The organism is Clostridium cadaveris (assembly GCF_020911725.1).
In the GTDB taxonomy this organism is placed as follows: domain Bacteria; phylum Bacillota; class Clostridia; order Clostridiales; family Clostridiaceae; genus Clostridium_X; species Clostridium_X cadaveris.
Map to the genome: position 1 here is coordinate 562,501 of NZ_CP076620.1, position 13,319 is coordinate 575,819.

At 33.7% G+C, this 13,319-nt stretch carries 8 protein-coding genes, 1 tRNA gene and 2 rRNA genes (1 of these 11 running past the window's edge); 8 read left to right on the forward strand and 3 right to left on the reverse strand.

Annotated elements, in window-relative coordinates; all coding sequences use genetic code 11:
* From KQH81_RS02530 to KQH81_RS02545, 4 genes are all read left to right on the forward strand, one after another.
* A 23S ribosomal RNA gene (locus tag KQH81_RS02530) occupies positions 1-2,150 on the forward strand (it extends 755 nt beyond the left edge of the window).
* 134 nt (positions 2,151-2,284) lie between these two features.
* Positions 2,285-2,402 (forward strand): 5S ribosomal RNA (gene rrf, locus KQH81_RS02535).
* A gap of 5 nt (positions 2,403-2,407) precedes the next feature.
* A tRNA-Phe gene (locus KQH81_RS02540) sits at positions 2,408-2,483 on the forward strand.
* A 226-nt stretch (positions 2,484-2,709) separates the two neighbouring features.
* A complete protein-coding gene (locus KQH81_RS02545; RefSeq protein WP_230028802.1) occupies positions 2,710-5,304 on the forward strand; it encodes a glycoside hydrolase family 3 N-terminal domain-containing protein in 2,595 nt (864 codons plus the stop codon).
* Positions 5,305-5,415: 111 nt separating this feature from the next.
* Here KQH81_RS02545 and KQH81_RS02550 read toward each other — a convergent pair whose 3' ends face one another.
* Positions 5,416-6,090, reverse strand: a complete 675-nt coding sequence (locus KQH81_RS02550) for a uracil-DNA glycosylase (protein ID WP_178311919.1) — start codon at positions 6,088-6,090, stop codon at positions 5,416-5,418.
* Between the two features lie 134 nt (positions 6,091-6,224).
* Here KQH81_RS02550 and KQH81_RS02555 point away from each other — a divergent pair, with 134 nt between their 5' ends.
* From KQH81_RS02555 to KQH81_RS02565, 3 genes are all read left to right on the forward strand, one after another.
* Positions 6,225-6,971, forward strand: coding sequence for a peptidylprolyl isomerase (locus KQH81_RS02555; protein WP_230028803.1), 747 nt, complete (start codon positions 6,225-6,227; stop codon positions 6,969-6,971).
* Between the two features lie 302 nt (positions 6,972-7,273).
* Entirely contained in the window at positions 7,274-8,110 is an 837-nt protein-coding gene (locus KQH81_RS02560; RefSeq protein WP_168972157.1) for a LicD family protein, read from the forward strand.
* Between the two features lies 1 nt (position 8,111).
* Entirely contained in the window at positions 8,112-9,347 is a 1,236-nt protein-coding gene (locus KQH81_RS02565; protein WP_230028805.1) for an O-antigen ligase family protein, read from the forward strand.
* A gap of 171 nt (positions 9,348-9,518) precedes the next feature.
* Here KQH81_RS02565 and KQH81_RS02570 read toward each other — a convergent pair whose 3' ends face one another.
* Complete coding sequence (locus tag KQH81_RS02570) at positions 9,519-10,862, reverse strand: [Fe-Fe] hydrogenase large subunit C-terminal domain-containing protein (protein ID WP_178311924.1); 1,344 nt, start codon at positions 10,860-10,862, stop codon at positions 9,519-9,521.
* 263 nt (positions 10,863-11,125) lie between these two features.
* Between KQH81_RS02570 and KQH81_RS02575 the strand changes: the two genes are divergently transcribed.
* Positions 11,126-11,425, forward strand: a complete 300-nt coding sequence (locus KQH81_RS02575) for a hypothetical protein (protein ID WP_027639105.1) — start codon at positions 11,126-11,128, stop codon at positions 11,423-11,425.
* A gap of 128 nt (positions 11,426-11,553) precedes the next feature.
* On the opposite strand, the gene KQH81_RS02580 is transcribed toward KQH81_RS02575, so the two are convergent.
* Positions 11,554-13,263, reverse strand: coding sequence for a methyl-accepting chemotaxis protein (locus KQH81_RS02580; RefSeq protein WP_230028807.1), 1,710 nt, complete (start codon positions 13,261-13,263; stop codon positions 11,554-11,556).
* Between the last annotated feature and the right edge of the window lie 56 nt (positions 13,264-13,319).

The window sequence follows — 13,319 nt, forward strand, 5'->3', positions numbered from 1 at the left end:
AACTTCGTGGAGGACCGAACCACGTTGGTGTTGAAAAACCATGGGATGAACTGTGGATAGCGGAGAAATTCCAATCGAACTTGGAGATAGCTGGTTCTCCCCGAAATAGCTTTAGGGCTAGCGTTGAGAATGAGTAGTGGAGGTAGAGCACTGAATGGGCTAGGGGGCATAGAGCTTACTGAACCTTATCAAACTCCGAATGCCACTAACTTGAATCTCAGCAGTCAGACTACGAATGATAAGATCCGTGGTCAAAAGGGAAACAGCCCAGACCATCAGCTAAGGTCCCAAAGTGTAGATTAAGTGGAAAAGGATGTGGGATTTCTAAGACAACTAGGATGTTGGCTTAGAAGCAGCCACTCATTTAAAGAGTGCGTAATAGCTCACTAGTCAAGAGATCCTGCGCCGAAGATGTCCGGGGCTAAAATCTACCACCGAAGCTATGGGTGTACACTAGATGTACGCGGTAGGGGAGCGTCCTATGTTGGAAGAAGTTGTACCGAAAGGAGCAGTGGACGACATAGGAGTGAGAATGCTGGCATAAGTAGCGAGAAGTGAGTGAGAATCTCACTGGCCGAAAACCTAAGGTTTCCTGAGGAAGGCTCGTCCGCTCAGGGTTAGTCGGGACCTAAGCCGAGGCCGAAAGGCGTAGGTGATGGACAATCGGTTGATATTCCGATACCACTATAAGCGTATGACCAATGGGGTGACGCAGGAGGATAAGATGTGCTAACTAATGGATGTTAGTCTAAGCACTTAGGCAGTAAAGATAGGCAAATCCGTCTTTATAATGTTGAGGTGTTATGGGGAAGGCCCAAGTGGCTGAAGTATCTGATTCCACGCTGCCAAGAAAAGCCTCTAGGGAGCAAAGTAGTGCCCGTACCGCAAACCGACACAGGTAGGTGAGGAGAGAATCCTAAGGCCATCGGAAGAATTGCAGTTAAGGAACTCGGCAAATTGACTCCGTAACTTCGGGAGAAGGAGTGCCATAGAAATATGGTCGCAGAGAATAGGCCCAAGCAACTGTTTAGCAAAAACACAGGTCTCTGCTAAAGCGAAAGCTGATGTATAGGGGCTGACGCCTGCCCGGTGCTGGAAGGTTAAGGGGAACACTTAGCATAAGCGAAGGTGTGAACTTAAGCCCCAGTAAACGGCGGCCGTAACTATAACGGTCCTAAGGTAGCGAAATTCCTTGTCAGGTAAGTTCTGACCCGCACGAATGGCGTAATGACTTGGGCACTGTCTCAACTGCAAATCCGGCGAAATTGTAGTGCCAGTGAAGATGCTGGCTACCCGCGATTGGACGGAAAGACCCCGTAGAGCTTTACTGCAATTTAGCATTGAGTTCCGGTATTGTCTGTACAGGATAGGTGGGAGGCTGAGAAATAGGATCGTCAGGTCCTGTGGAGCCACCCTTGGGATACCACCCTGACAGTACTGGGATTCTAACCGGGCACCATGAAGCTGGTGACGGGACATTGTTAGGTGGGCAGTTTGACTGGGGCGGTCGCCTCCAAAAAAGTAACGGAGGCGCCCAAAGGTTCCCTCAGAAGGGTCGGAAATCCTTCGAAGAGTGCAAAGGCAGAAGGGAGCCTGACTGCGAGACCAACAAGTCGAGCAGGGACGAAAGTCGGGCTTAGTGATCCGGTGGTACCTCGTGGGAGGGCCATCGCTCAACGGATAAAAGCTACCTCGGGGATAACAGGCTGATCTCCCCCAAGAGTCCACATCGACGGGGAGGTTTGGCACCTCGATGTCGGCTCGTCGCATCCTGGGGCTGAAGTAGGTCCCAAGGGTTGGGCTGTTCGCCCATTAAAGCGGCACGCGAGCTGGGTTCAGAACGTCGTGAGACAGTTCGGTCCCTATCCGTCGCGGGCGTAGGAAATTTGAGAGGAGCTGTCCTTAGTACGAGAGGACCGGGATGGACTGACCTCTGGTGCACCAGTTGTTCCGCCAGGAGCATAGCTGGGTAGCTAAGTCGGGAAGGGATAAACGCTGAAAGCATCTAAGCGTGAAGCCCCCCTCAAGATGAGATTTCCCATAACGTAAGTTAGTAAGACCCCTTGAAGAACACAAGGTAGATAGGTGAGAGGTGTAAGTGCAGCAATGTATTCAGCTGACTCATACTAATAGGTCGAGGACTTAATCAAAGAAAACAAAGATAGAAATAGAAAATCTGTGTGCAATTTTGAAAGAATAATTAAGTTCTTTCAAAGGAAACTCACTCACTGAAGTGAGGAGTACAGTTTTTCAGCTAAATCGAAGATTTAGGAAAAACTAAGCATCTGGTGATGATGCGTAATTTGGTAATACCCGTTCCCATTCCGAACACGAAGGTCAAGCAAATTACGGCTGATGGTACTGCAGGGGAGGCTCTGTGGAAGAGTAGGTGGTCGCCAGGTCATATGGCTGGATAGCTCAGTCGGTAGAGCAGAGGACTGAAAATCCTCGTGTCCCTGGTTCGATTCCTGGTCCAGCCACCAAAACATCTAAACAAATTGTTTAGATGTTTTTTTGTTGTATGATATATTAAATAAAAAATTTAATAATAATAAATAAAGTGTAAATTCCATAGCATTTGTTTACATATATTGTAAAATGGTATATAATAAAAATATAGTTTAAGTACAACTGTTAAGTTAGGCAGATCAAAATCAAATGATTTTGGTCTTTTTTAATTAGAAATATTATAAGGAGATGAATAAGTAAATGAGAAAGAAAAAGATCATTTCAATGTTTCTTAGTGCTACAATGTTTCTTAGTCTTATGAATTTCTCAGGAAGGACATTAAAAGCAACAGCTAATCAAATGACAGAAAATGAAGTATCAAGCTATATTGACCAAATGATTAGTAAAATGACACTTAAACAAAAGATAGGGCAAAAGCTTATGTTGAGTTTTAGAAGTGGTTGGACTATGTCAAATGGTACAAAAGTTAAATCTGTAACTACATTAAATGATGAGATAGCATCTATTATTGGAGATTATGATATTGGATCAGTTATATTATTTGCCACAAATTTAGTGGATACAGAACAATCTCTAAAATTAACCGAAGATCTACAAGCAGCTGCTATGAGTAAAGACTATGCTGGTGGAACACTTCCTTTGATTATTGCAACTGATCAAGAAGGGGGAAGTGTATATAGGCTTAACAGCGGAACTGCATTACCTGGAAACATGGCCCTTGGGGCAACAGGAAGTACAGAAGATACTCATGCAGCGGGAGCGATTATTGGAAGAGAGCTTAAAGCTCTTGGGATAAATACTAATTTTGCTCCAGATTCAGACGTGAATAATAATCCTGCTAATCCTGTAATAGGGCTTCGTTCTTTTTCAAGTAATCCAGAACTTGCAGCTAAAATGGTAGTACCATATATAAAAGGAGTACAGGATAGCAACGTATCTACAACCTTAAAGCATTTTCCAGGACATGGAGACACAGGCACTGACTCGCATACTGGGCTGCCACGTGTAGACAAATCTTATGATGAAATAAAGAAATGTGAGCTTGTTCCGTTTCAAGCTGGCATAAATTCAGGAACAGATATGGTAATGACTGCACATATTCAATATCCTAAAATAGAGGATACTAAAGTCATTTCTAAAAAGGATGGACAAGAAATATATCTTCCAGCAACAATGTCTCACAAGATACTAACAGATATACTGCGTAATGATATGGGATTTAAAGGGGTAATAGTAACAGACTCTATGACTATGGGAGCTGTTACTGATAATTTTGGAACAGTAGATGCAAATATAAAAGCAATAGCTGCAGGAGTTGATATATTAGACATTCCTATAGCAGATATGAGTTCCTTAAAGGACATATCAAGACTTGAAGAACTTATTGATGGCATAGCTGAAGCATATAACGATGGAACTCTTGATATAAAAGAACTTGATGCTTCAATAAAACGTATTTTAACACTTAAATATAATAGGGGAATCTTAAATTTAAATAATGATACGACACCATGGGAAGAAAAATTAGCAGCTGCAAAATCAGAAGTTGGATCAGCTAAAAACCATGCAATAGAAAGAGATATTTCTGCTCATGCTGTAACTGTAGTAAAGAATAGAGACAATATTCTTCCTTTCACACCTAAGGCCAAGGATAAAATACTATTTCTAACACCATATAATAATGAAATACCAGGATTAAATCTTGGTATAGCAAGGGCTATAGCAGAAGGATTAATAGATGAAAGTGTAACTTATAATGCAGAAAGATATACAAGTGCATCTATGAGTACAGAAAGTTTCAATGAACTAAAGGAAAAAATAGATGGGTATAATTATGTAATTGTAGTGTCAGAAGCTACAAGTCAAGGTCAAATGGCATCCGATTATTATGCAACAAAATTTCCTAATGACGTAGCTGCTTATTGTTATGATAAAAATATTGATTGTGCAGTATTAAGTATAGGAAAACCATATGAAGCTGCGTGCTACAAAAGCGATAAAGTAAAAGCAGTAGCAATAGCATATGGTGCAAAAGGAATGGATGCAACAAATGATATATACCCAACTAATACAGCTTTTGGACCTAATATAATAGCTGGAGTAGAAGTTATATTTGGAAGATATGGGGCTACAGGAAAACTGCCTGTAGATATTCCTGATGTTGAAGGTGATTTAAATATAATGAATCCAGCTAAAACATTATACCCTTTAGGGTTTAGTGTAACTTATCCAGCTGTTGGATCAGTAGATAAATCAAAGCTAAAAGACATAATAAATATGGCAAGAGATTTTATAGCCAATAAGGGATTGGAAGGAGTTACATCTTCTATATCAAAAAAGGTTAATAATGCTTTAATTGCAGCTGAATCAGTATATGATAAGAAAAACTCAACTCAAAATGAAATTGATGAATCCGCTAAGGGGTTAAATGAAGCGATTAATTTAGTTAATAATATAAAAGAAGATAAAGTAAAATTAGGTGAACTAATTAAAGAGTGTGAGAATGTAGATTTGACCAAATATGAAGATCAGTGTAAAGATGAATTTGTTTCAGCGTTGACAGAAGCTAAAAAAATATATGAAGGTTTGGCTGATGAAAATATAAGTGAAGCAATTAATAAATTGAATGCATCCAAGAATAATCTTAAGGCTATTACAGATGATGATTCTAAAAATGATGTTGAGGAAAATTCCGATAATGATAAAGAAAACAATGATGCAAATGCTCCTAAGACAGGAGACAATACTAATATAATATTATTAGTAGCTGTAGCAATTATAAGTGGGGTTGGGATTATAGCATTGATATATAAAAAGAAGAAAAAAATTAATTAATATAGCAAGCTAACTCCTAAAATTTAAACCTGCATAATGAGTTTTGAAATTCGTTATGCAGGTTATTTTTATTGAAGAAATTTTAAATCCTAGATTCAAAATTCAACTTAATTATATATTTTCTATCTGCCAATCTATTGGATCAATACCATCAGCTTTTAAGTACTCGTTAGTCTTAGAAAAAGGTCTGCTTCCAAAGAATCCACGAGATGCAGAAAGTGGACTAGGATGCACAGATTTTATAATATGATGTATTGGATTTGTTATAAGAGCTTGCTTCTCCTGTGCATTTTTACCCCACAGAATAAATACAACAGGTTCTGTTTTACTATTTACCAATTCAATTATCTTGTTAGTGAAGTTTTCCCAACCTTTATTTCTATGAGAATTAGCTTCACCAGCTCTTACAGTAAGAACTGCATTCAAGAGAAGAATTCCTTGATCTGCCCATTTTTTTAGATATCCGTTATTTGGTATGTAGCAATTAAGGTCAGTATGAAGCTCTTTATAAATATTAACAAGAGATGGAGGGGCAGGAACTCCTGGTTTTACAGAAAAGCTTAATCCATGAGCTTGATTTGGACCATGGTAAGGGTCTTGACCTAAAATGACCACTTTAACTTTATTATAAGGAGTATAATGCAGAGCATTAAAAATATCATACATATTTGGATATACGATATTGCTTTTGTATTCTGATATAAGGAACTTTCTAAGGTTTAGATAATAAGAACTTTTGAATTCATCCTCTAAAAGATCCTTCCAATCATTTTTTAGAATTTCCATAAAATCACCCTTTAAAATTATTTAATACCCTTAGTATAGCACAAGATATATAAAGTATGTTATCATTAAGAGAAGAAGATTTGGAAAAGGTTAGTCCAAATTTTCAAATTAGATAGAGAAAAAGGAGATTTTTCATGGAGAATAATGTGCTAGCAATAGTTAATGGCGTTAAAATTACTGAAAAGGACATACAAGAAGCAGTTGACAGATTCCCTGCTGATAGAAAAGCTTATGTAGATAGCCCAATGGGAAGAGAACAATTACTTCAACAAATGGTATCTTTCGAGCTTATGTACAGCTATGGAAAAGATAATGGAGTAGAGGAATCTGCTTTATATAAGGAGCAAGTAGAAAGACTTCAAAAAGAAATATTAACTCAAGTAGTTATAAATGATTTATTATCAAAAGTTACTGTAAGTGACGAAGAAGCAAAAGAGTTTTATGAAAAGAATAGCGACAAATTTATGGAGCAAGAACAAGTAAGAGCTAAACATATCCTTGTTGAAAATGAGGAAGAGGCACAAAAAGTTGCAAAGGAAATAAATGAAGGTTTAAGCTTTGAAGATGCAGCATTGAAATATTCAAGCTGTCCATCAAATGCTCAAGGTGGAGATTTAGGATTCTTCACAAGAGGAAGAATGGTTCCAGAATTTGAAGAAGCTGCATTTGCTTTAGAATTAGGAAAAGTAAGTGAACCTGTTAAAACTCAATTTGGATACCATTTAATAAAGGTAGAAGAAAAGAAAGAAGCTGCAGTTCAACCATATGAAGCTATTGCAGATATGATAAAGAATAATCTTATGCAACAAAAGCAATCAGAAGTTTTTGCAAACGAAGTTGAAAGATTAAAAGGACAATACAGAGTAGAGTTCTACAAATAATTTAATTTCTACAATTTAAGAAAGTAATTAAAGCTGAATGATATAAATTTAGAGATTTTAGCTTTGATATCATGAAGACCGTTCTAGAAGGATCTGAGATTCCTTAGATCGGTCTTATATTTTGAAAAAATAAAGGTTTAGAAAGGTAAAGAACAAATAATGGAATAAATAATATTATATTAAGGAAAAACTGCCATTAATAAAAGCTATAGAATTTTTACTATATATTATAGATATGATATAATTAAAATTAAACTGAAAAAAATAAAATATATAAACATAGAGATTAAATGAGGGTGAAAATGAAAGAAAAAGATCAAAAACTTATACCTTGCTCATTGAGAGAAGCACAGTTTATGATGCTGGAAATTCTTGAAGAGGTTCATAGGATTTGTGAAGAAAATCATATAGAGTATTTTCTTATTGATGGAACACTTTTAGGAGCAATAAGGCATGGGGGCTTTATTCCATGGGATGATGATTTAGATATTGGAATGACGAGGGGAAACTATGAAAAGTTTAAATCAATAGCAAAAGAAGAATTAAAGAAGGGTTTTTTTCTTCAGAGTATTGAAACAGATAAAGGATACAAACTTTACCATATTCCTTTGAAAGTTAGAAAAGATAATACTATATTTGAGGAATTTGGTGAGGAGAATGAACCTTATCATAGAGGCATATATATAGATATATTCCCTTATGACAAGCTATCTGATAATGAATTTAAAGCATTTATACAAAAGAAATTTATTGGATTTCTTATAAAAGGAAAGTTTAAAAATTTGAAAGAAGATAAGTCGCTTAAGGGTGCTATAAGGAAAGGAATATATAATGTGCTTAAGCCATTAAGTTATGAGAAGCTTAATGATATGGCACATAATACCTTAAAGTGGAGCAAAGATTCAAAGAGAACATCCTATAACTACGGGGTAGAGCTTTTATGGGATAATGACTTCAAAGAAAGCGATTTATTTCCGCTTAAAAAAATAGTTTTTGAAGGAAAAGAATTTTGGGGACCAAATAATCCAGATGGAGTTTTGACTAATATTTATGGAGATTATATGACTTTGCCTAAAGAAGATGAAAGAGTATGGCATGCTAAGGGAATTTATAAGGTTCAGGGAAAGGATGAAAACTAAAATGAATTTTAAATACAGGCGTATGGATATAATAAAGCAGAGATTTTTTTATAAACGAGCTTTTTTGATATATGCGTTATTTTTAGCTACAGAGCTATTTAGATTTAAAGCTTTTGATTTTGTAACAATTTTTATGATGCTATGGGGGATAGGACTTTTAGCTTATGATGTATATGATTCAAAAGGAAAATGCCTTTTCAAAAATGTGGTACTTCTTTCATATATGATTTTAGGAATACTTACATGTATTATTAATGTAAATAAGGATAAAAATTTTGGTATTTATTTTATAACAGTGATTCAGCTTTTTGTACTTTACAGTTTTGACATGAGAAATAGATTTTCAAATATTAAGAAAGAAATAAATAAGATTAATTTTGTTTTTATAGGTACAACTTTTATACTAACATTATTAGGAATAATATTTTATAAGTTTAATTTGGATTTATTCCCGTTTTCTATGACTGATTATTCAGGAGGAGAATTCTTTAAAGGTTTTTATATAATAAACAAAACTGCTGCTATGGCAAGTTATGTTTCCGTGGTTTTATCGGTTATATGTATAACAACAATGAAACGTGTTGGAATCTATAATAGAATTACTGCATTTTATATAATAAATATTTTACTTCAAGGATATGCAATGTTATATACAGGAAGCATAGGGGTATGGGTATCTTTTTTATTATTTTTAGTTATAGCATTTATGATGATGATACCAAACAAAATTATAAGAAGAATAATTTCGTCTTTAGTAGCACTTGGAATAATCTTTGGAGGTATTGCTACACGAAACTCAGAATATCTTACTGAGAGACAAGCTGTTTGGCAAAGTGGGTTCTCATCTATTTTTGTGGAATATCCAATGATAGGAGCTGGTGCAGCTAATGTTCCAACAATCATTGAAAATTCATTAGAACAAGACTTGGGAAGTTTAGAATATAGAAGGGTTGAGAATTCTTATTTAGATGTTTTATATTCCAATGGTATAATGGGATTTGTCACTTTTATGTGCTTTTTAATGAATGCTATGTGGATGCTTTATAGAAGATCTTTTAACAGCATAATGAGTGAAAAAGACTTAAGATATGTGAAATTGATATTTGCATTTTTAGTTTCTATATTAATTATAAGTTTTGTAGAATCAACGTTAATTTACTCTATGAATTTAATGTCAGCTGTGTTTTGGATATACATGGGATACGGAGCTTTTGTAGTAAAGAGATACAGGGAGTAGTTAATAGATAGATGACCTTTGAAAAATACCCAAGGAAAAATATAAGTATCAATTTTTCCTTGGGTATTTTGGAGTTTTACAAATAACAATTATATTAATATGAAGATTTACTATCAGAGTAAAGAAAATAATAGAAATAAAACTCATAGACTATTCATTCTTCACTAATATTTAAAAGTGTCTTTCGAAGATGTTTATTTTTTCTGGGTCCTTGAAGTCTTTTAAAGAGTTTATTCCGATATCTTTTAGAATATCAAGCATAACTTCACTATGAGTAGCAACTTTATAGGCAGAATCTAGAGCAAAGTCATCGAGGATCTTCTTACCTTCTTCTGTTGGTATTATAGCCTTTGGACCGCCTACACATCCGCCTTTACATCCCATTCCTTCTATAAAGTTAGATTCTAAACTGCCAGATTGAGCTTTATCTAAAATAGCTTTGCAATCTGGAACTCCATCTACATGAATAGCTGAAAGAAGGTCATATTTATTAGGATAAAGTTCTTTTATAGCATCTGCGATAGCTATAGATACTCCGCCAGCTCTTCCATAGAGACGACCTCCTTTTGAAGAATATTCTAAGGAAGGAATTCCTTCAAGTTCTGATGGGTTAATATCTAGAATATCAAATATTCCTTGAAGTTCTTGGAAAGTAAGAACATAGTCTATGTCTCCTAGAAGATCTTTTTCTTTAGCCTCTGCTTTTTTAGCAATACAAGGGCCTACAAAGACAACTTTACAGTCTGGATTTAAGGCCTTTAGAACTCTGCCAGATGCTATCATTGGAGAAACGGAAGGAGAAACATATTTAACTAGATCTTCATAAACTCTTTTTAGCATACCAACCCACATTGGACAGCAGCAAGAAGTTATCATAAGATCATTTTTAGATTTTACAAAATGATTAAATTCTACAGCTTCTTTTATTGTAAGCATATCAGCAAAGAAAGCAGTTTCCACCATATCGGTGAAGCCAAGCTTTTTAAAAGCAGCTCTAAGCTGATCCATAGATACGTTTTCTCCAAATTGACCAATGATAGAAGGGGCAACAGAAGCTATAACTGGAGTGCCGCTTTTCAATATGTCTACAATAGGTAGAAATTCAACTCTATCCATAAGATTTCCCATTTCACAAGCTGAGATGCAGAAACCGCAGTCAGTACAGGCATCCATATCAATATATGTAGTTGCTGTTATAGGATCTTTTAAAATTGCGTTAAAAGGACAGGCTGTTTGACAGAGAGTTTCTCCATCAGATTTACAAGAACATTCAGTGTTTGCAAGTTTATAAACTATTTTTTCATTAGCCTTGTAAGATGATATAGCTAATTTTAAATTTTCAACAAAATTTTCATCTGTAGGAAAATTAACTCCACAAAGAAGAGAGATACATTGAGCAAGTTTTTCCTTCTCTATATTATTATCATTTAAAATAGAAACAATAGTTTTATCAAAGTTGTCATTATAGTAGGCTTTTACAAGGGCCTGAAATAAATCTAAATACTTTTTATTCATAAGATTATCCTCCGTTAATATTTATGAATTAGAAATTCCCAAGGTAGAGATGATTATATGAAAATTATCAACTTTTGGTAATATATTAATTATAGAAAATATTGCATATATTTTAAAGTATAATCTTAGGAAGTTCACAGAATTATTCTGTGCAATATATAAAAAAAAATTCACTGAATATAAGGCTAGAATCTAGCTTCACGGTTGTAAAGGAGGAAAAACAGGAGTAAAATGAATTTATTATTTTATAGGAGTGATAAAGTATGAGAAGTGTAACTATAGTTATGGCACTTGCAAGTGCTTGGCTTATTATATTCGGAGCTTTGATTTTAAAAGGTAAAGCAATGGATAAAGCCATTGACAAGCGTAAGGAAGAAATAAAGGATTTAAAGAATTATATGAAATTCAACGGGATATTTTATATAGTCATGGGAATAATAGGAATTATACTTACTTTAATAGAGTATTTTATGGGTGGCAGCAATACGATAATTATAATATTTATAGTGATTATGATTGGATCAGGATTTATTCAAGGACTTATGGGAAAGAAATATAAGTAGAGTTTTTAAAATCCTCCTGTGTTGTATTTAGAACAGCATAGGAGGATTTTAAAGTTATGCTCATCATGAAGGGAAGCATGATAAAGGCTTTAATTTATGGTTATAATAAATAACTTGAATAACTTTTGTTATACTTTAAAGTAACTAATCATTTTATCAAGGTTTTCTGATACAGAGGTGTTTTCTAGTGATAGATTATGCATGTCTTCTATACAGCTATAAGATGAACTTACAGTTAAGAGTATTTCATTTGATCTGGCTGTTGAGTTTTCAGACAAAGAAGACATAGTTAATATAGATTCTTGCATATCATTAATTGTTTTTAATAAAGTTTCTATAAGTTCATAAAGTGATTTAGTTATAGATACTATATTTTTAGAATCATTTAAACAGGAGCTGGAATTACGATATAAAGAGTTAATTTGAGGATAAATCTTTACATCTACAAAATCTATAGCTTCATTAATTCCTACATTTAAATTGTCAATATTTTTATTGACATTATCTATTACTTCATGGACATTAGTTGAAATGTTAAATGCTTCTATAGAAAGTTTTCTAATCTCATCTGCAACAATTAAAAAGCACTTGTTGTTTTCACTGCTTCGAGCTGCTTCTATAGAAGCATTGGCAGCAAGTATATTACTTTTTTTAGACATATAATATATAACATCTGTAAGCTTTTGAAGAGATGATATAAGTTTAATTTCTTCTAAGGAAGTTTTAAGTAAAGAACATTTTTCAGCATATATACTATTAAGTTCTTCTGAAAAAATTGAATTTGCAGAAATTATAGCTTCGGTTTTTTGTTTTATATTTGATGAAATATATCTACAATCAGCAGTTTTGTTCAAAATTATAGTCATATTTGAATGAAGCATATCTAAATTAAGTTTTATCTTATCTATTTTATTATAATCATTTAAGTTTTGAAGAATTATGTCTTTAGAAGAAATGTTAATTGAGCTTATAGAAGACTTGATTTCTTCCGTAACTTTAGACAATTTTAGACTTGAGTTGTTTAGAGTAGTAGAAGCTATACGCATAGATGATATGGCTTCACGTATTTTTTCAGTTGCTTTATTCATAGCACTATATAAATTTGATATTATTGGATCATCATCTTCATCAAGTCTAGGGGTCAAATCACCTTCAGCTATCTTGTTTGCAAACTCTGTACATTTCTTAAAGACTTTGGTTGTATGAATAAAACTAAATATTCCAATAAATATAAAAACTAATAATATTAAAAAAGTAAAAATTAACAAATGAGTTCTTTTACTGTTATAATCTGAAATGTTAGACATATGTTTTTCGCTAGTGGTTTTGAAAACTGATTTAGTAATTTCAATAGTTGTAGTGGATATAGAAGATGAAATATCATTAAGTGAAAGATATAGAGTTTCAGTCTTATCTTTATTTCCATTATCAACTGCATCAATGAGATTTGAAATGGTGGTTTTATATTCAGAGTAATAGACAGAGAGATTAGACAAAGATATATAGTTATAATTATTAAGGTCAGACTTTTTTATATCCTCAAATGCTTTATCAGCCTTATATATATGCGTGATAAGTGTATTTTTGGAATTTGTAGCTATTTCACTATTACTATTCAGATATAAATAGTTTGATGCATTGTTTGTGGAAATAAAAATACTTCTTGAAAATTCATTTAAAATATCTATGTTGGAAAGATGCGATGAGTAGAGAGAGTTATTATTTGATTCTATAGTATCTAAAATTTTTATAGAACCAAACGAAAGTGACAATATTAAGATTGACGTAATAAATATATACAATATGTACCTAATGTTTAGCATTAAATCCTTAAGCATAAACTCTTCCCCCTAAAAACAAATATAAAATAAAAATGTAGTTAATTTACATTCAT

Bases quoted from the DNA above. Each gene is read 5' to 3' on its own strand.
- KQH81_RS02545 (WP_230028802.1), top strand. From the start codon at position 2,710: ATGAGAAAGAAAAAGATCATTTCAATGTTTCTTAGTGCTACAATGTTT.
- KQH81_RS02550 (WP_178311919.1), bottom strand. From the start codon at position 6,090: ATGGAAATTCTAAAAAATGATTGGAAGGATCTTTTAGAGGATGAATTC.
- KQH81_RS02555 (WP_230028803.1), top strand. From the start codon at position 6,225: ATGGAGAATAATGTGCTAGCAATAGTTAATGGCGTTAAAATTACTGAA.
- KQH81_RS02560 (WP_168972157.1), top strand. From the start codon at position 7,274: ATGAAAGAAAAAGATCAAAAACTTATACCTTGCTCATTGAGAGAAGCA.
- KQH81_RS02565 (WP_230028805.1), top strand. From the start codon at position 8,112: ATGAATTTTAAATACAGGCGTATGGATATAATAAAGCAGAGATTTTTT.
- KQH81_RS02570 (WP_178311924.1), bottom strand. From the start codon at position 10,862: ATGAATAAAAAGTATTTAGATTTATTTCAGGCCCTTGTAAAAGCCTAC.
- KQH81_RS02575 (WP_027639105.1), top strand. From the start codon at position 11,126: ATGAGAAGTGTAACTATAGTTATGGCACTTGCAAGTGCTTGGCTTATT.
- KQH81_RS02580 (WP_230028807.1), bottom strand. From the start codon at position 13,263: ATGCTTAAGGATTTAATGCTAAACATTAGGTACATATTGTATATATTT.